The sequence below is a fragment of the Streptacidiphilus jeojiense genome, assembly GCF_000719095.1.
GTDB lineage: Bacteria > Actinomycetota > Actinomycetes > Streptomycetales > Streptomycetaceae > Streptacidiphilus > Streptacidiphilus jeojiensis.
In genome coordinates this window covers 187,677-209,383 of record NZ_JOEH01000021.1, presented here as the reverse complement: position 1 = coordinate 209,383, position 21,707 = coordinate 187,677, and the positions used below count along the sequence as shown (strand labels likewise).

The window sequence follows — 21,707 nt, the reverse complement described above, 5'->3', positions numbered from 1 at the left end:
GGGCGGTGGACGGCAGCAGCCGGCACATTAAGGTTGCACGTCGTGCAGGGTCCCGGCGGTGGTCATCGGGTTCCGCTTGAACCAGGCCGAGATGTAGTCCAGGAACACCCTGACCTTGCGCATCGTGTGCGCGCCGGGCGAGTGCACCGCGTACAGGGACCGGGCCGGGCCCGCGTACTCGGGCAGCACCCGCTCCAGCACCCCGCTCCTGATGTCCTCGGCCACGGTGCGCACCGGCATCAGGGCCAGCCCGCGGCCGCGGACCGCGGCCTTGCGCAGGGTCAGGTAGCTGTTGGAGGAGTAGACCGTCGGCAGCACCTTGAGGTGCGTCTCCTGGCCCTCGCGGTAGAGCCGCCAGAGCGGGTCGTTGATGTGCACGAGGCATTCGTGGTCGGCGAGCATGGACGGGTCCACGAGCGGCTGGTGCCGCTTGAGGTAGTCCGGCGACGCGCACAGCATGAAATCGAGGTCGGACACCTTCCGCACAAGGAGGGTGGAATCGCGCAGCCCCCTGGTGTGGAAAGCGACGTCATAACCGCGGTCCAGGAAGTCGAAGGTGCGGTCCGACATTCCGCCCACCTCGAATCGGACATGGATCTTCGGATGGTCGACCGCGAAGTCCGCGATCGCCTCCCCCAGGTCCAGGTTCCCGATCCACTTCGGGCAGATCACCGCGAGCTGGCCCTCGGCCTTGTCCTGCGCCCCCCGCAGCGCGGCGTCCTCGGTGTCGATCTCGTCGATGATGCGCTGGGCGAAGTCGAAGTACCGGCGTCCGGTGGCGGTGAGGGTGACCGCCCGGGCGGTCCGGTTCACCAGCCGGGTCCCCAACTGGTGCTCCAGTTCGGTGATGTGCCGGGAGACCAGCGAGCCGGAGACGCCGAGGCGGCGGGCGGCCTGGCTGAAGCTGCCCTGCTCGCCGACGCTCACAAAGCTCCGCATCACGGTTATGCGATCCACAGGACTCCTTCGTGCTGTGTGCATGGTGCTTGACTGCTGCGCGGAGGAACTGCCCCGCGGGTACCGCTCTGGCCGTGACCTTACGTTCTCCTCGTCTGCTGCGGAACCCTTGACCTGCGCAAAGGTCGCCGCACAGCATCCCGATAGATTGCCTGGACGATCCGCTCGGCGGGCACGTCGTCGGTCAGCTCCTCCGCGATCCGGCCCTCGCGGAAGACCAGCACCCGGTCACAGAGCACCGCCAGTTCGTTCTCGTCGGAGCCGGCCACCAGCACCGCGCAGCCCGCGTCGGCCGCGGCCCTGATCGCCTCGGCGATGGCATGGCGCGCCCCGACGTCCACCGCCTGGGTGGGCTCGTGCAGCACCAGCAGCTGCGGCCGGGTCGCCAGCCACTTGGCCAGCAGCACCTTCTGCTGGTTGCCGCCGCTGAGCTGACCCACGTTCAGGTCGGGCCGCGGCGGCTTGATGTCCAGGGTCCGCACCCACTCCGCCACCAGCTCGCGGTCCTGGGAACGGTCCAGCCGGGACAGCGCCCGGCGTCCCGGGCCGCCGCGCTGCGGCAGCACCAGGTTCTCGGACACCGACAGCTCCAGGGCCAGCCCCTGCCGCTCCCGGCCCTCCGGCACCAGCACGATGCCGGCCTCGATCGCTCCGGCGCAGTCCAGTCCGGCCAGCCGCACGGCCCTGCCGTCGATCGACACCGTTCCCTGCTCCGCCGTCCTGACGCCGGTCAGCAGGTAGGGCAGTTCCTCGTGTCCGGCCCCGGTCAGTCCGGTGACCCCGACGATCTCGCCCCGGGCGATGTCCAGCCCGGCCTCCTGCACGCCCTTGCCGGCCACCGCGCGGATCTCCACCACCGGTCGGTCCGGGTCCGCCGGCTTGCGGGCCCCGGCGCCGTCGAGCGCCCGGCCCAGCAGCGCGTGGACCAGGTCCGCCTCGCTGAGCTCGGCGGTGCGCAGGCCGGACTCCACGGTCCGTCCGTCGCGCAGCACGGTGACCCGGTCGGTGGCGGCGAGCACCTCCTCCAGGCTGTGGCTGATCAGCAGCACCGAGGTGCCGGTCGCCACGACGTCGTCGAGCATCGCGTAGAAGGCCTCCAGCGCGGCCCGGGTCAGCGAGCGGGTGGACTCGTCGAAGACCACCACGCCCCGGCCGTCCTGGGTGTCCTGCAGCGCCCGGGCGATGGCGACGGTGGCGCGCTCCTCCTCGGACAGGCTGCCCACCAGCGCCTGCAGCGGCAGCGGGCGGCCCAGCCGCTCCAGCACCGCCCGGGCCTGCTCGCGCTCGTGCCGCCAGGCGATGTGCCGGGCCACGCCGTGCGCGCGGAACCGGCCCAGCCGCAGGTTCTCCACCACGGTGCGGTCGTCGACCAGACCCAGGCTCTGGTGCACCACGCCCACCCCGTGGGCGCGGGCGTCCAGCGGCCGCACCGGCTGGCGCAGCGATTGGCCGTCGACCCGGATGGAGCCGCCGGGGTCGGCCGCGTGGTAGCCGGTGAGGATCTTGGTCAGGGTGGACTTGCCGCAGCCGTTCTGCCCGATCAGTCCGTGGATCTCGCCCGCGGCCACCTCCAGGCTCACCTCGTGCAGGGCCCGGTTGGAACCGAAGGTCTTGCTCACCCCGGTCACCTGGAGCCGCGGCACGGCGCCGGGCCCGCCGGGCCCGGCGAAGTGCTCGGCAGTCATCTACGCCGCCCCCCAGAGGGTCTTGAACTTCGAGGTGAAGTCGGTCGGCCCGAACCAGGCGCCGGACGCCTCGTTGGCGCTGTCTATGGTGATCGAGCCGACGTTGTCCCGGGTGAACAGGCGCATCGGAATGGTGTAGTCGGGCAGGGTCTGACCCAGCATCAGCCGCAGCGCCGCGTCCGCGGTCGCCCAGCCCTGGTAGGCCGAGGCCTGGCCGGCGTCGACGTAGAGGAAGTTCTTCGACTTGAGCTGCGTCAGTCCGGCGGTCCCCGCCGCCGAGGAGACGCCCTTGACCGAGGCGGCCTTGCCGGACTGCTGCACCCCGCCCTGGGTGACCTGCAGGTACTGGTCGAACTCGGAGACCACGTACTGCACCCCGGGGGTGCGCAGGACGGTGGAGCTGGTCGAGGAGGCGATCAGCGAGAAGTTGGCCGAGGAGATCTTGTTGACGGTCACCGAGCAGTCCGGGCAGAGCTGCTTGAACTCCTCCTGAGCCTTCGTCACATAGGCGACGGTGGACGGGGAGTCGGTGCTCTCGTTGAGGACGACCTTGGCCTTGCCGTTGGAATCGGCGATGATCCAGTCGGCGATGGCGACCAGCTGCGCGCTGCCGGCGCCCTCGATGTAGCCGAGGGTGGAGTCGGCCGGGTGGGCGCTGTCCGCGATCTGGTCGGTGACCAGCACCGGGATCTTCTTGGCCCGGGCCGCGTCCAGGGCGTTGCCGGCCAGCGCGTAGGGGATGGAGTCGGTGACGATGGCCCCGGCACCCGCGCCGACCGCCTGGTTGACGCAGGCGGCGATGGTCGAGGGGTTGGAACCGCCGTTGCAGATCTGCAGGTTGACGCCGACCGAGGCGAGAGCCTGCTTCAGCGCCGTGCCGGTGACCGTGAACTGGGCCGCCTGCTGGGTGATCGGGATGTAGTAGACGGTCTTGCCCTTGAGCGCGGACACCCCGGACAGGGTGGCGGTGGGCACCGGATAACTGCTGAGCGCCTCGGTCAGCTTGGCCACATTGGCGGTGGCGGTGGCGGTTCCGCCGACGGCGGGGGCCGAACCGGAGGCGCCGGCGCTGCCGCCGGTACCGGTCGACGACGAGGAACAGGCACTCAGCGCCATGGCGACGACGGCGGCCAGCGCCACCGGCGCCGCGGCACGGCGGCCGAGCGGTCTGGTGGAACCGGTGGAACGGCCGGAGCGGAACGTCAGAGCGGTTTTACGCATAGCGGTAGCGCCTTCCTCTGTACGGGCTGTACGGGCCTTGAAGAAAAGGGGGGTGGGGGTGGGACGGGCGGCGGTGCTCAGACCGAGCGCCTGCGCAGCAGGGTGGACAGGGTCACCGCGATCACCAGGGCGCCGCCGTAGAACACGTCGGAGACCCAGCCGGCCACACCGAGCAGCTGCAGGCCGAGGATGCCGGTGGCCAGGAAGTAGACGGCGATCAGCGTGCCGAGCGGGTTGAACCGGCCCGGTTCCAGCACGGCCGTGCCGAGGAAGGTGGCCGCGAAGATGGGGAGCAGGTAGCTCTGCGAGATGGTGGGGTCGAACCCGCCGGTGGCGGCCGAGGAGAGCACCCCGCCCACGCCGGCGATGGTGCCGGCGGCGACGAAGGAGCCGAACCGGATCCGGTTGACCTGGATCCCGGCCAGTCGGCTGACCTCGCGGTTGGCGCCGACGAAGCGCATGTTGCGGCCCAGCGGGGTCCAGGCGAGCAGGTAGGCGAAGCCGAGCATCAGCACCAGCCCCTCCCAGAAGCCCAGCGGCAGGCCGGCCACGTCCTGCAGGGCGATCAGCGAGAAGCTGTGGCTCAGTCCGCTGACCGGGGTCAGGTTGCTGACCCAGAGCGCGATGCCGAGCAGGAAGGTCGCCATGCCCAGGGTGACCACGATGGTGTTGACGCCCAGGCGCACGATCAGCCAGCCGTTGACGGCTCCGACCAGGGCCGCCGCCGCGATCGCCACCACTGAGGCGAGCCAGACGTTCCAGCCGTGGTCGACCGTCAGCACCGGTACCAGGATGGCCGACAGGCCCAGCGTCGAGGCCACCGACATGTCCACGAACTCGCCGATGGTGATGGTGCACAGCAGCGCGGCGGTCAGGAACACCAGCGCCTGCTGGCTGCCGAAGATGGTCTGGAAGGTACCGGAGGTCAGGAAGGTGCCCGGCTCGGTGGCGGCGTAGACGACGGCCAGGACCACCCAGACGCCGATCAGCGAGAAGCGCGAACCGATGGTGTGGACCAGGTTCGCCCGGCCGGGCTGTTCGAGCCGGGTGTCCTGGAGGGTGGCGCTCACGCCGTCTTCCGGGAACGGGGCGCGACCCTGGTGTAGCCGCGGATGTCCGGGTAGGGCGGCTCGCGGTCGGCCTGCAGGTCCACCTGGAAGGTGTTCAGCAGCATGGAGAGCATGGAGAAGTTGCCGAGGCAGCCGATGATGTCGACCAGGCCCCGCTCGCCGAAGGCCGCGAGCGCCTCGGCGAAGACGGCGTCGGCGACGAAGTGCTCCTGGAGCACCTCGGTGGCGAAGGCGTACAGCAGCTGCTCGTCCTTGGCGTCGAACTGCGGGTCCTCGTCCCGGGCCAGCCGCTCGATCGCGGCGCGGGAGACGCCGGCCTCGACGGCCTTGTCGATGTGGGCGTTCCACGAGTACTGGGCGTCGAAGTGGCGCGCCGCGATCAGCAGCGAGAGCTCGGTCAGCCGCAGCGGCAGCGAGGACTCGAAGCGGCAGTAGGCGCCGAGCGCCTCGACCTTCTCGCACAGTTCCGGGCTGCGCAGCCACACCAGGAACGGGCCACGGGTACCGCCCCGGCGGGCGGTGATTCGGTCGCTTATCTCCTGCTGCCGGGGGCTGAGATCGGTAAGGGGTCCAAGACGCATCGTCGCGTCCTCCTTCGTAAGACCGCCGGAGTTGGTGGTGGGTTAACACTGCTGAAATGCCGAGTGGCTGTCCACAGTCGGCCGATGATTCATGGTGCAGGCGGCGAAACATTAGTGTGCGCGTCCTGCGGCGCTGCTCGGACCGGGTGCGGTCTAGCCTGACCGGGCACCGGAAGAAACCTAGAGGAGACCCCGTGACCATCATCAAAGCAGCGGCTGTGACCAGGCTCAACAGGGGTGGCAGCGTGGAGACGATCCCGTTGGTCACCCGTGCCAGCGCGGTCGAGAAGACCACCTTGACTTCTGGCATCAGTACGTACCCGGTGGGCACCGGGGCGCCTTTGCACACCCACAATTGCGTGGAACACGTCACGATCCTCGGCGGCTCCGCGGAGGTCGAGATCGACGGTGTGACGACCGCGTTGCAGCAGTACGACACGACTTATGTCGAAGCCGGAATACCCCATCTTTTCCGTAACACCGGAGACACTCCGATGACCATTCTGTGGGTGTACGACTCCGGATATGTCACGCGTACTTTCATGGCCACCGGGGTCACCGTGGAACACCTGACCCCGGAGGACCGGATGGTCGCCGACAGCTGAGGGCCACAACGACGCGGTCCGGACCGGGGTGCCCGCCCCCGGTCCGGACCGTCGCCTTTCGCCGTGCCTAGTGGGGGATCCCCTCCGGTACGGCGACCTTGCGGGCCTGGGCCTGCGCGACCAGCTTGGCCAGCAGCGCGTCCGGCACCGGCACGCCCTTGAGGATGCGCTCGTCGAGCGTGCGGGAACCCCGCTCACCGGGCAGCAGCAGCCTGCCGTCCGGGTCGCTCTTCGGCAGTGCCTTGATGGTCTCCACGGTCTCGTCGACCAGCGACCGGAACTGCTCGACCGGCGTGAAGGCGGCGATGTCGATGGCCATCAGCAGCGCGTTCTGACGGTGCTTCCGCCCCTCGGGGTCGTCGCTGTGGAAGGAGCTGACGATCGGGTTGGCCGTCAGTCCACTGGCCATCAGCTCGAAGACCAGCGACATGCCGGCCCCCTTGGCCCCGCCCATCGGCAGCGGCACCGCCGCCAGCGCCGGATCGGTGGTCGGCTGCCCGTCCTTGGCCAGGGCGGCCCCCTCGGGCAGGGGCGTCCCGGCGGCCTTGTGCTGGGCGATCCGGCCGAGCGCGATCACCGCGGTGGCCATGTCCAGCAGCACCGTCGGATGGCGTCCGGCGGGGACGGCGACCGAGAGCGGGCTGGTCGCCACGGCCGCGCCGGAGCCGCCCGGGTAGGCCATGTTGGGAACGCCCGCCACGATGCCCAGGCCGATCATCCCGTACTGGGCGGCCCGTTCGGTGTAGTAGCCGATGGCGCCGGTGTGCACGGTTCCGCGCACCGCGACCCAGGCCGCACCGGCCTCGCGGGCCATGGTCACGGCCTCGTCCATGGCCCGGGTCAGTGCGACCGGGCCCGGGGCCGAGTCGGCGTCGACCATGGCGACGGCCGACTTGAACCGGTCCACCTGGATCCGCGGCCTGGCCTTGGCCTCGCCGCTCTCCAGGAGCTCCAGGTAGCGCGGGACCCGGGACACCCCGTGGGAGTCCACCCCCCGCAGATTCGCCCAGACCAGGACGTCGGCGACGGTGTCGGCGTGCTCCCGGCTGGTCCCTGACACGACGAAGAGGTCGCTGACCAGCGTGCGCAGCGCCTTCTCCGGCACGATGGTGCGTGGTTTGGCCACAGTAACCTCCATGAGGTCGAGAGGGCTTGATGATTGACGATTGATCAGATCGAGACGCGGACGTCCACCAGGGCACTGACCCCGCTGCGGACGCTCGCCAGCGCCTGCGCCAGGCCGGACTTGAGCTGCTCCGGCTCGGTGAGGCTGAGCCCGAGCACACCCAACGACTCGGCCACCTTGGCCAGTTCGGGCTGCCCGTCGAGGTCGACGCCGCGGAAGTCGTCCTCGCGCACCGCCGCACCGTCGGGGTAGAAGCGCAGGTGGTTGAGTTTCATGGAGCGGTACTGGCGGTTGTTGAAGACCACGATCAGGATCGGCAGGTCCAACTGCCGGGCCGCGGACAGCGACTGGACGATCGGGTTGTAGAGCATCGCCCCGTCCCCGATGACCAGTGCCACCTCCCGGTCGGTGTCGGCCATCTTGACCCCGAGGGCCACCCCGATGCCCTGGCCCAGTCCGCCCTGGACGTAGCTGTAGCGGCCGGGGCGGTCGGCCCGCAGGCGCTGCTGCACGGTCCGGGCGTGGGTGATGGTCTCGTCGACCACCGCCGCGTCCGGGTCCAGCAGTTCGCGCAGGCAGTCCACCACGTCGCCGGGGTCGATCCAGTGCTCGGCGGGCTGCCGGGGGGCCGGCGCGGTGCGGGGCACGGTCAGCGCGGCGAGCCTGGCGGCCACCTTCTGCTCGTCCACGCCCAGCTCCCGGACGGCGCCGGTCAGCGCGCGCAGGGTGGGGCCGATGTCGCCCTCCAGGTACTGGTCGGCGCCCAGCACCTGGTAGTCCACGTAGGGGCGGTGCGGTACGTCGTCAATGACCAGGACGTCCGCGGCCACCGGCCGGTCGCTCGGCGGGTACCAGGGCGCCCGGCAGCAGAGCAGCACCACCAGGTCGGCGTCGGCGACCGCCGAGGCGGTGTCGCCGCCGCGGTGCAGCGCACTGGTGCGCGGGAAGTTGGCGCACACCGCCGCCTGCGGCTCGATCACCGGGACGGCGAGGGTCTCGGCCAGTTCCAGCAGCGCCTCGAACCCGTCCTCGTGCCGTCCGGCCGACTCGGTCACGATCACCGGACGCTCGGCGGCCAGCAGCCGCCGGGCGGCCTGCTCCAGATCGGCCGAGGTGCTGACCCGCCGGCCGGCCTCCGGGATCGCCCGGCCGACCAGCGCGGGCGGCGTCCACTCGTCGAGCAACACCTCAACCGGGATGTTCAGGTAGACCGGTCCCGCGGTGGGACGGGCGGCGATCTCCGCCGCCCGCACCACCGAGCCGTACACCGTGGAGACGTCGCCGACCTGCGTGGACCACTTGGTCCAGGGGGCGGCCACGGCCTGCGGGCCGCCCACGATCGAGAGGTTGCGGTACCACTGCGAGCCGGGGTCGGCGCCGTGGCCGTCGCCGTAGCTGGTGGACTCCGAGGAGGCCACCACCATCGGCACCCCGGCCAGCAGCGCGCCGTGCACCCCGCAGGCGCCCTGCAGCAGTCCGGGCACCGCGTGCACCAGCACCAGCTGCGGCCGGCGGGTCACCAGGCCGTAGCCGGTGGCCATGGCCACCGCCAGGGTCTCGTGCAGCAGGTCCACGTAGCGCGGCCCCGCGGTGCCGTCCCGGTCCTGGCGCGCCAGCGCCTCCCAGACCGGGGCCCACTCCGAGCCGGAGGATGCGAAGACCACGTCCACGCCCAGGCTCCGACAGGCGGCCAGGACGGCCTCGCCGCCGTCGAGGCGCTCGTCGGTCATCGCGCGGCCTCCACCTTGGCCGGTGCCTCGGCCGGCGTCTGGGCCGGGATCGGCCAGCCCAGCACCTCGCTGATGCCGCGGCCCATGATCCACTCAAGCTGCTCCTCGGTGAAGCCGAAGTGCTCGGTGAACTGGTCGATGGTGTCCTTCCAGGTCAGGCCGTGGCCCATGAGACGGGTGATGTCGGTGCCCCAGAAGCAGCGCTCCTTGCCCATCCGGTCCACCATCGCGTGCACGTACTTGGCGATGTTCAGGTTGGGGAAGGGCTGGGTGGAGTAGCCGGGGATGGCCGAGACCTTGACATAGATGTTGGGGTGCTCGTACAGGTCAGCGGTCTCCTGGGCCCAGTAGCCGATGGCGTCGTCCACGCAGCGGGCCATGATGCCCATGTGGTCGATGATGATCTTCAGACCGGGGTGGTTGCCGGCGATGGTGCCCAGCTCGGCCTTCCAGACCGGCGCGTGCACCATGGTCGGGATGTCGAGCTCCTCGGCCAGCGGCCAGTACCAGTCATTGGTGCCGTCGATCATCCAGTTACGGTCGATCGGCCGGTGGAAGGTCAGCCGGGTGCCCTTGACGTGCGGGTTCTGGGCGAAGTCACGCATCATCGCGGCACCCTCGGCCGGCTTGTTCTGCGGGATCCGGGCCATGATGCCGAAACGGTCCGGGTACGCCTCACAGGCCTCCAGGGAGTAGTCGATCCGGTCGCCCTCCCAGGACGGCGGCAGGATCAGCGCGCGGTCCACTCCGGCCTCGTCCATCAGGCCGATGGCCTCCTGGTAGCTGAAGGCTTCCTCGCGGTGGCCGTTCAGCCGGATCCGCTCACGGGCACCGGGCACCCAGGGGCGGTCCGGGGTCTCTTCCTTCCAGACGTGGATCTGGGTGTCGACGATGAACATGCGGGTCCTCTTTCGTGAATGTCCGCCGGGATGGCGACGAAGTGACAGGTGATCAGATTCAGTAAAGGAGAAGAAGGCCTCGGACCGACGGACCGTCAGGACGTCGGAGCCAGCCGGTCGACCACGTGCTCGGCGATCGCCATGCAGGAGGTGGCGGCCGGCGAGGGCGCGTTGCGGACGGCGGTGACCGGGCCGACCGTGGATATCCGGAAGTCGTCCACCAGCTGCCCGCGCTCGTCCAGGGCCTGCGCCCGGACCCCGGCCGGGGCCGGCACCAGGTCGTCCGGCCGCAGGTCCGGCACGTACTGCTGGGCGGCGGCGGTGAACACCCGCTTGGACAGCGAGCCGCGCATCTCGCGCAGCCCCATCCGCCAGTGCTCCCTGGCCAGCCGGCGGGTGCCCGGCCAGGCCAGCGCCCGGCCCAGCTCGCGCAGGTTGACGTCGCTGCGCCGGTAGCCCTCGCGGGCGAAGGCGAAGACCGCGTTGGGGCCGACGTCCACGGTCCCGTCGACCCTGGGGGTGAGGTGGGTGCCGAGGAACGGGTACTCCGGGTCCGGCACCGGGTAGACCAGCCCGCGCACCAGGCCGGCCCGCTCCGGCCGGAGCCGGTAGTACTCGCCGCGGAAGGCGATGATGGCGGGTGACGGCTGGTCACCGGCCAGCCCGGCCACGGTGTCCGACTGCAGTCCGGCGCAGATCACCAGCCGGTCCAGCTGGTACTGCTGCTCCCCGCTGCGGACCGTCACGCCGCGGTGCGGGTTCGGGGTGATCGCGGTGACCGGGCAGCCGAGCAGCACCCTCCCGCCGGCCTCGGTGATCTCGTCGGCCATCGCCCTGGCGATCTGCCGGTAGTCCACGATCGCGGTGGTCGGCGAGTGCAGCGCGGCCAGCCCCTGGACGTTGGGCTCGATCTCGCGCAGCTGCGCCGGCTCCAGCCAGCGCACCCCCGGCACGCCGTTGGCCTCGGCCCGGGTCTCCAGGTCGCGCAGCCGCTCCAGCTCCGCGTCCGAGTGCGCGACGATGACCTTGCCGATCTCCCGGTACTCCAGTTCGTGCTTGGCGCAGAACTCCTGGATCAGCGTCACCCCGCGCCGGCAGAGCACGGCCTTGAGCGAGCCCGGCGTGTAGTAGATCCCGGAGTGGACCACGCCGGAGTTGTGCCCCGACTGGTGCAGCGAGACCTCCGGCTCCTTCTCGAAGACCACCACCTCGTGGCCGCGCTGGGTCAGCAGCCGGGCCACGGCCAGTCCGACCAGTCCCGCCCCGACGACGCCGACAGGCCGCACCTGGGAGGATGGGAGAGTCGCCATGTCAGATCCCCGTGTCGTAGCGGACGGCGACGGTCTTGACCCGGGTGTAGAAGTTCAGCGCCTCGCTGCCCTGCTCCTTGAACGGGGAGCCGGAGTCGCCGAAGCCGCCGAAGGGCATGTGCACGTCCCAGCCCATGGTCGGCAGGTTCACCGACACCTGACCGGTCCTGACCCGGTCGCTGAACGCCTCCGCCTGCCGCAGGTCCCGGGTGAACACGGCCGAACTCAGCCCGTAGACGGAGTCGTTGACCGCCTCGACCGCCGCGTCGAACCCGTCCACCACCTGCACCGCGATCACCGGTCCGAAGACCTCCTCGCGCCAGATGTCCATCTCCCGGTCCACCCCGACCAGCACGGTCGGCCGGACGTAGCAGCCGTGGGCGTACTGCTCGCCCTCCGGCGCCGCTCCCCCGGCGGCGATCCCGGCGCCCTGCGCGGCCGCCCGGCCGATGTGCTCCAGCACGCTGTCCCGGTGCCCCGGGTCCGCCAGCGGGCCGATCACCGTCTCCTTCTCCTCGCCCGGTCCGACCTGCAGCGCATCGGCCTGCGCCACCAGGCCGCTGACGACCTGTTCGGCGACGGCCCGGTCCACCACGACCCGGCTGGTGGCGGTGCAGCGCTGCCCGGTCTGGCCGAAGGCCGCCGAGGCGATGGTGCGCACGGCCAGCTCCAGGTCGGCGTCGGCGAGCACCGCCGAGGCGTTCTTTCCGCCCAGCTCCGTCTGCAGCCTGACGTTGCGTCCGGCCAGCCGCCGCTGCAGCGAGCGGCCCACCGGGGTGCTGCCGGTGAAGGAGACCGCGTCCAGCCGGACGTCGTCCAGCAGCGCCTCCTCGATCTGCCGGATGCTGCCGACGGCGACCCCCAGCACACCGGCCGGCAGTCCGGAGTCGTGCAGCGCCCGGGCCAGGTGCAGCGAGACCAGCGGCGTCTGGGTGGCCGGCTTGAGCACCACGGTGTTGCCGGCGATCAGCGCCGGGGCCAGCTTGCGGGCCGGGGTGAGCAGCGGGTCGTTCCAGGGGGTGACCAGCAGCACCACCCCGACCGGTTCGCGGCGGACGCTGGTGCGGGTGCCCGGCCGTCCGTCGGCGAGCAGCTCGCCCCACGGCCGGCGGGCGAAGCCGGCGTAGTAGTCGAAGAAGTCGGCGGCCTTCTCGACCTCCCCCTCGGCCTCGGCCCGGGTCTTGCCCATCTCCGCCACCAGGTCCGCGGCGATCTCCTCGTGCCGCTCGCGCAGCGTGTCGGCGGCCCGGCTCATCACCGCGGCACGGTCGATCGGGGACAGCGCGGCCCAGCCCGCTGCCGCCCCGGCGGCCCGGTCGTACAGCTCGGTCACCTCGGGAGCGGTCATCGCCGGGATCCGGGCGACCACCCGGCGGACGTCGGCAGGGTCGAGCACGTCGAGCGTGCGCCCGTCCGCCGGCATCCGCCACTCCCCGCCGACCAATCGCGGCACTGATTTCACTGACATACGCGCCGAACCTTCTTCCTCAATCCAACCGAGTGACCTGAGCATAGGAGCGAGAAAGCGTGTGCGGACCATGCGGATTTGCAAGCTTTGGTTTACGGTCCGGACGTGGTCGGCGGCTTCGCCGGCGCCACCGCGTAGGCCACTATGGGAGGCGCTCCGCGCACATCGGCGCACCGAGCACCACCAGCGAGTACCCATCGCGGGCCGCCTGCCCGCGGACGAAACGGATGGCCATGTCGTACGTCGTGATTGCGCGCTACCGCGCCCAGCCGGGTTCCGAGAAGCAGGTCGGGGAATCCCTGCGGAACATGCTGGCACCCACCCGCGCGGAAAGCGGAAATCTGCGCTACGACGTCTACCGCGATCCCCAGGACGAAGCGGCTTTCGTCCTCTGCGAGGAGTACACGGACCAGGCCGCGTTCGAGGCGCACCTCGCCTCGGACCATTTCGAGCAGTGGCTGCGGCAGGGGACCCTGCCGTTCCTGGCGGAGCGTCACCGGCACGACCTGGTACCGCTCGAAGCGTCCTAGCGCCTTCGCCGGCGCAGCAGCGTCGACAGCGTCACCGCCACCACCAGCACGCCGCCGTAGAACACCGGCGACACCCAGGCCTGCAGGCCCAGCAGTTGCAGCCCGAGGATCCCGGTCTCCAGGAAGTAGATCCCGATCAGGGTGCCGACGGGGTTGAAGGTCCCCGGCTCGATGATCGCGGTGCCCAGGAAGACCGCGGCGAAGGTTGGCAGCAGATAGCTGTCGGCCGTCGTCGGGTTGTAGCCGCCCAGGGCCGCGACCGCGATCACCGCGCCGACGCCGCAGAGCAGCCCGGCCGCGACGAAGGAGCCGAAGCGGATCCGGTCGACCCTGACCCCGGAGAGCCGGCTGACCTCCCGGCTGGCCCCCACGAAGCGCATGTGCCTCCCCAGCGGCGAGAACGCCAGCAGATAGGCGAAGCCGGCCACCAGCACCAGGCCGTAGTAGAAGGACACCGGCAGGCCGCCCACCTCGTACAGCGCGATCCTGCCGAAGCCGGCCGACAGTCCGCTGACCGAGTTCAGATGGGACATCCACAGCGAGATGCCGCCGAGCAGGGTGCTCATCCCCAGCGTCACCACGATGGTGTTCACCTCGGCGACGACCACCAGCAGGCCGTTGACCGCGCCGATCGCCACCCCCGCCAGGACCGCGACGGCCGCCGCCGGCCACACCGCCCAGCCGTGGTCCACCACCAGCACCGGCAGCAGCGTCGCGGAGAAGCTGAACACCGCCGGGACCGAGAGGTCGACGAACTCACCGACGCAGATGGTGCACAGCAGGGCCATGGTGAGGAAGACCAGCGGCTGCTGCGAGCTGAAGATGGTCTGGAAGGTCGGCGTCCGCAGGAACAGTCCTGGCTCGGCCGCGGCGTAGACCGCGATCATGGCCGCCCAGACCGCGATCACCGCGTAGCGCGCGGAGACGGTGCGGACCCGGGAGGCCAGGCCGGGCACCGGCCGGCGCGGGACGCCCCGATCGGCGTCGTGGCTGGCGCCCTGGTCGACGCCCTGGTCGACGCCCTGGTCGACGCCCTGGCTGACGCCCTGGCTGACGTCGTGTTCGATGTCCTGGTCGTGCTGTCGGGCGGCGTCCATCAGCCCACCCACCCCTCTCCGCTCTCATCCGCTCCGAACGTCGCGTGCACGATGGCGTCCTGGTCCAGGTCGCCGCTGAGTTCCCGGGCCACCCGGCCGTCGCGGAAGACCAGCACCCGGTCGCAGAGCACCGCCAGGTCGACCGCGTCGACCGAGGCCAGGACCACCCCACAGCCGGCCCGGGCGGCGGCCCGGACCGCGTCGATGATGTCGTGCCGGGCGCCGACGTCGACCGCCTGCGTGGGCTCGTGCAGCACCAGCAGGTCCGGCTTGCCGGCCAGCCACTTGCCCAGCAGCACCTTCTGCTGGTTGCCGCCGCTGAGGGTGGCGACCGGTGCCCCGGGGTCGGCCGGCCTGATGTCCAGCAGCGCGATCATCGCGGCCGTCTCCTCGGCCTGCCAGGCGGCGCCGATCCGCAGCGGGTTGCCGCGGCTGCGGACCCGGGGCAGCGTCAGGTTGTCGGCCACCGACAGCTCGCCGGCCAGCCCCTCCTCCAGGCGGCGCTCGGGTACGAAGGCCACCCCCGCAGCGACGAAGTCCCCGGTGCAGCCGCGCCTGCGGTCCAGCGCCAGCTCGTGTTCCCGGACCGTGAGTCCGCCCGCCCGGGCCCGCCGCGCACCGCCCAGCGCCTCGGCCGCCTCCTGGAAGCCCGAGCCGACCAGCCCGGTGAGCCCCACGATCTCGCCGCGCCGGATCTCCAGGTCCAGTCCGTCCACCGGGCCGACCGCCAGCCCCCGCACCGAGGCCAGCGCCTCCTCCCGGGCCTGGGTGTCCACCCGGTCGTGGGTGACCAGGTGCCGTCCCAGCATCATCCGGGTGAGCGCGGTCTCGTCCACCTCGCGGGTGGGGACGCCCGCCTCGATCACGGCGCCGTCCCGCAGCACGGTGACCCGGTCGGTCACCTCGACGATCTCCTCCAGCTGATGGGAGATCAGCAGCACCGAGGCCCCGCCCGCGATCAGCGATCTGACCAGGTCGAAGAACCGGGACCTGGCCTCCCGCCCCAGCGCCCGGGTCGACTCGTCGAAGATGATCAGCCCGCTGCCGGGGCGGTGGTCCTGCATCGCCCGGGCGATGGCGACCGCCGCACGGTCCTCGGCGGACAGCGCGCCGACCCGCTCTCCGACGTCCAGCGGGCGGCCCAGCCGGGCCAGCACCTCCTCGACCGCGCGCCGCTCCTGCTTCCGGTCGATCCGCCGGGACAGCCGCCCGGCCCGGTAACGGCCCAGCCGCACGTTCTCCCAGACGGTCCGTTCGTCGACCAGGCCGAGGTTCTGATGGACCACCGAGACCCCGGCCTCCCGCTGCTCCGCCGGGCGCACCGGCAGCGACAGCGGGCGCCCGTCCACCGTGAGGCTGCCGCCCGGATCGGGCGAGTACACCCCGGTCAGGATCTTCACCAGGGTCGACTTGCCGCATCCGTTCTGCCCCACCAGGCCGTGCAGCTCCCCCGGAGTGACCTGCAGCCGGACCCCGCGCAGCGCCCGGGTCGGCCCGAAGGTCTTGGACAGCCCGGCGACCTCCAGCCGGTGCGGCCCCGCAGCGGGCGTCACCCCTGGCCCCACAGCTTGGCGAAGGCGGCCTCGAACGAGGAGTCGCCGAACCACTCCCCGGAGGCCTGGGCCGCCGGGGTGACCTGGACGCTGCCGATGTTCTGCTTGGTGAACAGCCGGGTCGGGAAGGTCTCGGTGACCGGTCCGGACTTGGTCATCATCCGCAGGATCTCGTCGGTGAGCGCCCAACCGGCGTAGGGCTGGTCCACCGCCACCACGGCCTTGACCACGGAGTCGCCCTTGAGCAGCCCCAATCCGTTCACCGAGCCGCCCGCCACCGACAGCGACATGGACGAGGCCCGCCCGGACTGCTGCAGACCCTGGACGGTGTCCTGCAGGCTGTCCTCGAACTCGGTGTAGTAGTAGGTCGCCCCGGGGTTGCTGAGCACATTGGAGCTGGTGGCCGAGGCCAGCAGCGCGTCGGTGGTGGCGGTGATGGTCTTGACGGTGATCTTGCAGTCGGGGCAGTACTTCGCGTAGATCGGCTCGGAGTCGGTCACGTACGTCATCGACGACGTGGAGTCGGCCTCGGCGGCGATGATCTCGTTGCCCTTGCCCTTGGAGTCGGCGATCAGCCACCAGGCGATCTGGCTCGGCTGGTCGACCGCGCCGGGGACGTAGGTCAGCGCGTTGTCGTTGGCAGTGCCGGTCGGCGGGATCTGGTCGGCGACGACGATCGGGACGCCCTTGGCCTTGGCGGCGTCCAGTGCGTTCTTCGCCATGCCGTACTCGATGGCGTCGGTGATGATCCCGGCCGCGTTGGCCCCGACCGCCTGCTGCACGCAGGCCGCGACCGCCGACGGCTGGCCCTGGCCGTTGCAGACCTGCAGCGACAGGCCCGCCTTGGCCAGCGCCGTCTTCATGGTCGCGGCGGTGACCACGAAGCCGGGTATCTGCTGCACCAGCGGGATGTAGTACACCGTCCGGCCCTTGAACTTCGCCGTCCCGGACACGCTCGCGGTGGGCACCGGATAGGTCGCGGTCGTCGCCGAGAGCTTGGCCACCTGCTGCTCCGCCATGGCCAGGCCGGCCGCCACCGGATCGCTCCCGGCGGAGGCGCTGCCCGTGCCGGCGCCGCTCCCCGAGGAGCCGCTCCCCGAGGCACCGCCGCCGGCGCCCTGGCTGCCGCTCGATCCGCATCCGGCCAGTACCGCCGAGGCGGCGACGAACGCCGCGCAGGACATCAACCGCCGCTTTCCGTAAGGTCTCACTGGTCAAGCCTCCGCAATCCCCGATCCGCGACCCTCGCGTGAACACTGGGTTTCTACTCCGTTGCCCGTGCCCGGTCGTGAAGCCTTAGCTTGTGCAATCAGCGGCAACCGACCCGTTGCCGGGAGGCGCACCGGAATGCCCGAACGCGCTCCCGCCCCCTCCCGGCCGCCTTCTGACGCCCCTTTGGGCCGGAATCGGCAAGATCCCCCCGGCGCGGTGCGGAACCGCACACCCCTTGACGCCCGGTCACGGCTTCAGTACAGGCGCAGGCCCCGGATCCGCCCCGCAGGTGCGAAAACGGTGACCGGATACCGACCCCCGCTACGCGCTCCGGCCGACCGGGACCGTCTACATTGACGTAGACAATCCGCTCAGTACGTGTGCGCCGGACCGGACGCCGACCACCGGCCACCGCCGCCGCGCCCGGATGCCCCCGAATGACCGCCCCGGCGTGCCCCCCGGCCCCGCGCTCCCGATGATGGCTCCAACGGCCCGTCACCCGGGCGGAGCGGGCGCACCTGCGGAGGACCCCGATGTCGACGTACCTGTTCCGGCTGTCCCGGTTCTCGTTCCGGCGCCGCCGGCTGGTGCTGGCGCTGTGGCTGCTCGCCGCCGTCGGCGCGATCCTGCTGGGCCAGCTCAGCGGCGGGAAGACCAACGACAACTTCACCATCCCCGGCACCGAGTCCCAGCACGTCTCGGACCTGCTGGTGAAGAAGGTGCCGGCACTGAGCGGTGCGCAGACCCAGGTCGTCTTCGCGGCGCCGGTGGGCTCGAACATCAGCGCCGAGCCCTACAAGAGCGGCGTCGAGGCCGCGCTCGCGAACCTGAAGAAGGTCCCGCAGGTGGTCTCGGTCTCCGACCCCTACACGGCGCACGCGGTCTCCCCGGACGGTCGGGTGGCCCTGGGCCAGGTGCAGTACTCGGTCGCCGCGGCGCAGGTGAAGGACGCCTCCCTGGACGACGTGAAGACCGCGGTGAAGCCGGCCCAGCAGGCCGGCGTCCAGGTGGAGTACTCCGGCAGCGTCTACCCCGGCTGGCGGCTGGTCCCCTCCGAGGCCCCCGAGCTGATCGGGCTGGTCATCGCCTTCGTCATCCTGGTGATCACCTTCGGCGCGCTGGTCACCGCCGGGCTGCCGATCCTCACCGCGATCATCGGCGTGGTGATCACCCTGATGGGCGTCACCGCGGTCGCCGCGGTGGTCGACATCGCCTCCGCCTCCACCACCGTCGCCATCATGCTCGGCCTGTCCTGCGGCATCGACTACGGCCTGTTCATCCTGTCCAGGCACCGCAACAACCTGCTCAACGGGCTCAGCGTGGAGGACTCCGCGGCACTGGCCGCCGGCACCGCCGGCAGCTCGGTGGTCTTCGCCGCGCTCACCGTGATCATCGCGCTGTGCGGACTGTCCGTGGTCGGAATCCCGTTCCTCACCGTGATGGGCCTCAGCGCCGCGGCCGCGGTGCTGATGGCTATGCTGATCGCGCTCACCCTGCTGCCCGCCATGCTCGGCTTCGCCGGGCACAAGGTCACCAAGTTCATCGACACCCCGCTGCGCCGCGGCCACCACGAGCAGGTCGCCACCATCGGCGCCACCGCCCCGCAGCGCACCTTCGGCGCCCGCTGGGCCCGCTTCGTGGTCCGGTTCCGGGTGCCGATGCTGATCGCCGGGGTGGCCTTCCTGGTGGTGCTGGCGATCCCGTACTGGAGCATGCAGCTGGGCCTGCCCAGCGGTTCCTCCAAGCCCACCTCGGACACCTCGCGCAAGGCCTACGACCTGACCACGGCCAGTTTCGGGGCCGGCTTCAACGGCCCGCTGCTGGTGGTCGCCGACGGGATCTCCGGCAGCGCCGACACCCAGCAGATCCTCGACAGGCTGGAGAAGGTCCCCGGCGTGGACACCGCCAGCGTGGCGGTGCAGACCCCGCAGACCGTGGTCTTCCGGCTGATCCCCAAGACCGGCCCCAACGACCCGGCCACCGCCGACCTGGTGCACGGAATCCGCAACCAGCGCGCCGCCGTCGAGGGCAGCACCGGGGCGACCGTCCTGGTCGGCGGCACCACCGCCTCCAACATCGACGTGTCCAGCAAGCTCAACAGCGCGCTGCCGGTGTTCCTGGTGGTCGTGGTCGGACTCGCCTTCATCCTGCTGACCTTCGCGTTCCGCACCATCCTGGTCCCGATCAAGTCCATCATCGGCTTCCTGCTCTCGGTGCTGGCGGCGCTCGGGGCCCAGGTGGCGATCTTCCAGTGGGGCTGGGGCCGGCACATCTTCGGGATCACCCCGAGCGAGACCATCAGCTTCCTGCCGATCCTGATGCTCGCGATCATCTTCGGCCTCTCCAGCGACTACGAGGTCTTCGTGGTCTCCCGGATCAAGGAGGAGTTCAGCAAGAGCGACGACGCCCGCGGCGCGGTCGAGAGCGGCACCGGCCTGGCGGCCCGGGTGGTCACCGCCGCCGCCCTGATCATGTTCTCCATCTTCGTGGCCTTCATGTTCACCAACGACCCCACCATCAAGGCCATCGGCTTCAGCTTCGCCACCGGCGTGCTGCTGGACGCCTTCGTGGTCCGGCTCACCCTGGTGCCCGCGGTGATGGCCATCATCCGCTCCAAGCTCTGGTACCACCCCCAGTGGTTCGCCAAGTACGTCCCCGACCCGGACATCGAGGGCAACCGGCTCCAGGAGACCTTCCACCCCGTCCCGGAGGCCGCCCCCGCCCCGCCGACGGCCTGACCGCCGCCGGCGCGGGGACGCCCCGCGGTCCGCGGTGATCATCGGCCGTGCGAGAGTGGCCCGGTACACAACCGGAACGTCACCACCGCACCGTCATCCTGGAGCCCCCGTGCCAGAGGCCGTCATCATCGGAAGCGAACGCAGCGAGGCCGGTCTGCCGACCGGCATGGAGGTGCTCGCGCGGGGCGGTTCCGCCCTGGACGCGGTCGAGGCCGCGATGCGCTGCTGCGAGGACAACCTCGCCGACCACTACGTGGGCACCGGCGGCCTGCCGAACGCCCAGGGCGAGGTCGAACTCGACGCCTCGGTGATGCTGGGCTCCAACCGCAGGTTCGGCTCGGTGGGGGCGCTGCGCGGCTACCCCAACCCGATCTCGGTGGCCCGGGCGGTGCTGGAGGGACTGCCCCAGCACTGCATGCTGGTCGGCGAGGGCGCCGCGCTGTTCGCCAAGGAGAACGGCTTCCGCCGGGCCGAACTGCTCACCAACGAGGCCAAGACGCTGTGGCGGGAGCAGCTGCGGGCCTCCGGCGAGTCGGTCGAGGGCGAGAACACCGCAGCGCTCGACGGAGACGCGCTCTACCGGCGCACGGCGCTGGACCTGGTCCGCAGGCTGGCACCGCACGAGGGCCCCTGGGGCACCATCAACATCATCGCGCTGGACTCCTCCGGCGAGCTGTGCGTGGGCGTCTCCACCTCCGGCTACCCCTTCAAGTACCCCGGCCGGGTGGGCGATTCGGCCGTCCCCGGCGCCGGGAACTGGTGCGACCTGCGCGCCGGCGGCGCGGCCTGCACCGGCCGCGGCGAGCTGAGCATGCGCGGCGGCACCGCCCGCACCATCGTCGACCTGCTCGCCGCCGGAGCGGATCCGGCCGAGGCCTGCCGTTCGGCACTGGCCGAGGCCGCGACGCTGCCCGACGACTTCCGCGCCGAGCTGCGCGCGCTGGCGCTCACCCCGGACGGCCGCCACGGCGGCGCCGCCGGCCAGCAGGGCAGCACCTACGCCGTGATGACCGAGCACTCCCCCGAGCTGCGGATGCACCCGAGGGCGGTGCTGTGAAGATCTTCGTCTCCACCGACATGGAGGGCACCGCCGGGGTCGTCGACTGGGAGCAGTGCCGGCCCTCGGGGGTCGACTACCCCTACTACCGCGACCTGCTCCAGGCCGAGGTCAACGCCGCGATCGAGGGCGCGATCGAGGGCGCCGCCGAAGGCGCGGGGGACGGCTCCGCGGTCGGCTTCCTGGTCAACGACTCGCACGGACGGATGGCCAACCTCCGCCCCGACACCCTGTCAGGACGCGCCCGCTACCTGTCGGGCCGGCACAAGCCGCTCTACATGATGCAGGGCCTGGATTCCTCCTTCGACGCCGTCTTCTTCGTCTCCTACCACGGCTCGATGGCCACCTCCTCGGCCCTCTCGCACACCTACAACCCGGCGGCCATCAGCGAGGTGCGGCTGAACGGGTCGGTCGCCGGCGAGAGCGCGATCAACGCGCTGGTCGCGCTGGGGCACCGGGTCCCGGTGGTGCTGATCACCGGTGACGACACCACCGCCGCCGAGATCGAGCCGTTCTGCCCCGACGTCCACGCCGCCGTGGTGAAGACCTCGGTCTCCCGCTTCGCCGCCGACAGCCTGCACCCGGCCGACGCCCGCGAGGCGATCCGCACCGCCGCCCACCGTGCCGTGTCCGGGCTGTCCACCGCCTCGCTCCCCCGGATCGACCTGCCCGCCACCCTCACCGTCCGCTTCCGCAACCCGGACCTGGCCGAAATGGCGACCTGGATCACCGGGGTCGCCCAGGACCGGGCCGACCCCACCGTGGTCCACCTGGACGACCACGACCCGATCCGCCTCTACCGCACCTTCGTGACCGTGGTGCTGCTCACCCGCGGCATCGCCGAGTAGCACCGCCGGCGGGGTGGCCC

18 protein-coding genes are annotated in these 21,707 nt (G+C 71.3%); 5 read left to right on the top strand and 13 right to left on the bottom strand.

Annotated elements, in window-relative coordinates; all coding sequences use genetic code 11:
- Positions 1-27: 27 nt before the first annotated feature.
- From IF29_RS0127125 to IF29_RS46990, 5 genes are all read right to left on the bottom strand, one after another.
- Entirely contained in the window at positions 28-957 is a 930-nt protein-coding gene (locus IF29_RS0127125; RefSeq protein ID WP_030260130.1) for a LysR family transcriptional regulator, read from the bottom strand.
- Between the two features lie 80 nt (positions 958-1,037).
- Positions 1,038-2,642, bottom strand: a complete 1,605-nt coding sequence (locus IF29_RS0127120; RefSeq protein WP_063757617.1) for a sugar ABC transporter ATP-binding protein — start codon at positions 2,640-2,642, stop codon at positions 1,038-1,040.
- On the bottom strand, positions 2,643-3,863 hold the full coding sequence (locus IF29_RS0127115) for a sugar ABC transporter substrate-binding protein (RefSeq protein WP_198037564.1): 1,221 nt from the start codon (positions 3,861-3,863) through the stop codon (positions 2,643-2,645).
- Positions 3,864-3,940: 77 nt separating this feature from the next.
- Positions 3,941-4,933 carry an ABC transporter permease gene (locus tag IF29_RS46995; RefSeq protein ID WP_037596771.1) on the bottom strand — a complete coding sequence of 331 codons (993 nt, stop codon included), beginning with the start codon at positions 4,931-4,933 and terminating at the stop codon, positions 3,941-3,943.
- Positions 4,930-5,514 (bottom strand): carboxymuconolactone decarboxylase family protein, encoded by a 585-nt coding sequence (locus IF29_RS46990; RefSeq protein ID WP_037596769.1) that lies wholly within the window; start codon positions 5,512-5,514, stop codon positions 4,930-4,932. The genes IF29_RS46995 and IF29_RS46990 overlap by 4 nt, the downstream gene beginning before the upstream one ends.
- Positions 5,515-5,708: 194 nt before the next feature.
- Between IF29_RS46990 and IF29_RS0127100 the strand changes: the two genes are divergently transcribed.
- On the top strand, positions 5,709-6,119 hold the full coding sequence (locus tag IF29_RS0127100) for a cupin domain-containing protein (RefSeq protein WP_030260121.1): 411 nt from the start codon (positions 5,709-5,711) through the stop codon (positions 6,117-6,119).
- 67 nt (positions 6,120-6,186) lie between these two features.
- Here the strand turns inward: IF29_RS0127100 and IF29_RS0127095 are convergent, their stop codons facing one another.
- From IF29_RS0127095 to IF29_RS0127075, 5 genes are all read right to left on the bottom strand, one after another.
- A complete protein-coding gene (locus tag IF29_RS0127095; protein WP_232242472.1) occupies positions 6,187-7,245 on the bottom strand; it encodes an Ldh family oxidoreductase in 1,059 nt (352 codons plus the stop codon).
- Positions 7,246-7,289: 44 nt separating this feature from the next.
- A complete protein-coding gene (locus tag IF29_RS48615; protein ID WP_030260117.1) occupies positions 7,290-8,975 on the bottom strand; it encodes a thiamine pyrophosphate-dependent enzyme in 1,686 nt (561 codons plus the stop codon).
- Entirely contained in the window at positions 8,972-9,874 is a 903-nt protein-coding gene (locus tag IF29_RS0127085) for an amidohydrolase family protein (protein WP_051726059.1), read from the bottom strand. Before IF29_RS0127085 ends, IF29_RS48615 begins: the two co-directional genes overlap by 4 nt.
- 95 nt (positions 9,875-9,969) lie before the next feature.
- Positions 9,970-11,184: an L-2-hydroxyglutarate oxidase gene (gene lhgO, locus IF29_RS0127080; RefSeq protein ID WP_030260111.1), complete on the bottom strand. Its 1,215-nt coding sequence runs from the start codon at positions 11,182-11,184 to the stop codon at positions 9,970-9,972.
- A 1-nt stretch (position 11,185) separates the two neighbouring features.
- Positions 11,186-12,652, bottom strand: a complete 1,467-nt coding sequence (locus tag IF29_RS0127075; RefSeq protein ID WP_030260109.1) for an aldehyde dehydrogenase family protein — start codon at positions 12,650-12,652, stop codon at positions 11,186-11,188.
- 233 nt (positions 12,653-12,885) lie between these two features.
- On the opposite strand from IF29_RS0127075, the gene IF29_RS0127070 reads away from it, so the two are divergent.
- Positions 12,886-13,182 (top strand): putative quinol monooxygenase, encoded by a 297-nt coding sequence (locus IF29_RS0127070; RefSeq protein ID WP_030260106.1) that lies wholly within the window; start codon positions 12,886-12,888, stop codon positions 13,180-13,182.
- On the opposite strand, the gene IF29_RS0127065 is transcribed toward IF29_RS0127070, so the two are convergent.
- From IF29_RS0127065 to IF29_RS46295, 3 genes are read right to left on the bottom strand one after another with little or no spacing between them, the layout of a single operon-like run.
- Positions 13,179-14,279, bottom strand: a complete 1,101-nt coding sequence (locus tag IF29_RS0127065) for an ABC transporter permease (RefSeq protein ID WP_084715018.1) — start codon at positions 14,277-14,279, stop codon at positions 13,179-13,181. The genes IF29_RS0127070 and IF29_RS0127065 overlap by 4 nt on opposite strands.
- Positions 14,279-15,832 (bottom strand): sugar ABC transporter ATP-binding protein, encoded by a 1,554-nt coding sequence (locus IF29_RS46300; protein WP_037596766.1) that lies wholly within the window; start codon positions 15,830-15,832, stop codon positions 14,279-14,281. Before IF29_RS46300 ends, IF29_RS0127065 begins: the two co-directional genes overlap by 1 nt.
- Positions 15,829-17,043 (bottom strand): sugar ABC transporter substrate-binding protein, encoded by a 1,215-nt coding sequence (locus IF29_RS46295; RefSeq protein WP_157623947.1) that lies wholly within the window; start codon positions 17,041-17,043, stop codon positions 15,829-15,831. Before IF29_RS46295 ends, IF29_RS46300 begins: the two co-directional genes overlap by 4 nt.
- A 534-nt stretch (positions 17,044-17,577) precedes the next feature.
- On the opposite strand from IF29_RS46295, the gene IF29_RS0127050 reads away from it, so the two are divergent.
- The 3 genes from IF29_RS0127050 (at position 17,578) to IF29_RS0127040 (ending at position 21,687) form a co-directional block, all read left to right on the top strand.
- Positions 17,578-19,782 (top strand): MMPL family transporter, encoded by a 2,205-nt coding sequence (locus tag IF29_RS0127050; protein WP_030260098.1) that lies wholly within the window; start codon positions 17,578-17,580, stop codon positions 19,780-19,782.
- Between the two features lie 109 nt (positions 19,783-19,891).
- Positions 19,892-20,839, top strand: coding sequence for a glycosylasparaginase (locus tag IF29_RS0127045; protein WP_051726057.1), 948 nt, complete (start codon positions 19,892-19,894; stop codon positions 20,837-20,839).
- Entirely contained in the window at positions 20,836-21,687 is an 852-nt protein-coding gene (locus IF29_RS0127040) for a M55 family metallopeptidase (protein ID WP_030260094.1), read from the top strand. Before IF29_RS0127045 ends, IF29_RS0127040 begins: the two co-directional genes overlap by 4 nt.
- Positions 21,688-21,707 lie beyond the last annotated feature (20 nt).

What these genes read in the sequence shown, in the direction of transcription:
- IF29_RS0127120 (WP_063757617.1), bottom strand. Translation starts at nt 2,642, where the DNA reads ATGACTGCCGAGCACTTCGCCGGGCCCGGCGGGCCCGGCGCCGTGCCG.
- IF29_RS0127115 (WP_198037564.1), bottom strand. Translation starts at nt 3,863, where the DNA reads ATGCGTAAAACCGCTCTGACGTTCCGCTCCGGCCGTTCCACCGGTTCC.
- IF29_RS46990 (WP_037596769.1), bottom strand. Translation starts at nt 5,514, where the DNA reads ATGCGTCTTGGACCCCTTACCGATCTCAGCCCCCGGCAGCAGGAGATA.
- IF29_RS48615 (WP_030260117.1), bottom strand. Translation starts at nt 8,975, where the DNA reads ATGACCGACGAGCGCCTCGACGGCGGCGAGGCCGTCCTGGCCGCCTGT.
- IF29_RS0127085 (WP_051726059.1), bottom strand. Translation starts at nt 9,874, where the DNA reads ATGTTCATCGTCGACACCCAGATCCACGTCTGGAAGGAAGAGACCCCG.
- lhgO (WP_030260111.1), bottom strand. Translation starts at nt 11,184, where the DNA reads ATGGCGACTCTCCCATCCTCCCAGGTGCGGCCTGTCGGCGTCGTCGGG.
- IF29_RS0127075 (WP_030260109.1), bottom strand. Translation starts at nt 12,652, where the DNA reads ATGTCAGTGAAATCAGTGCCGCGATTGGTCGGCGGGGAGTGGCGGATG.
- IF29_RS0127070 (WP_030260106.1), top strand. Translation starts at nt 12,886, where the DNA reads ATGTCGTACGTCGTGATTGCGCGCTACCGCGCCCAGCCGGGTTCCGAG.
- IF29_RS0127065 (WP_084715018.1), bottom strand. Translation starts at nt 14,279, where the DNA reads ATGGACGCCGCCCGACAGCACGACCAGGACATCGAACACGACGTCAGC.
- IF29_RS0127050 (WP_030260098.1), top strand. Translation starts at nt 17,578, where the DNA reads ATGTCGACGTACCTGTTCCGGCTGTCCCGGTTCTCGTTCCGGCGCCGC.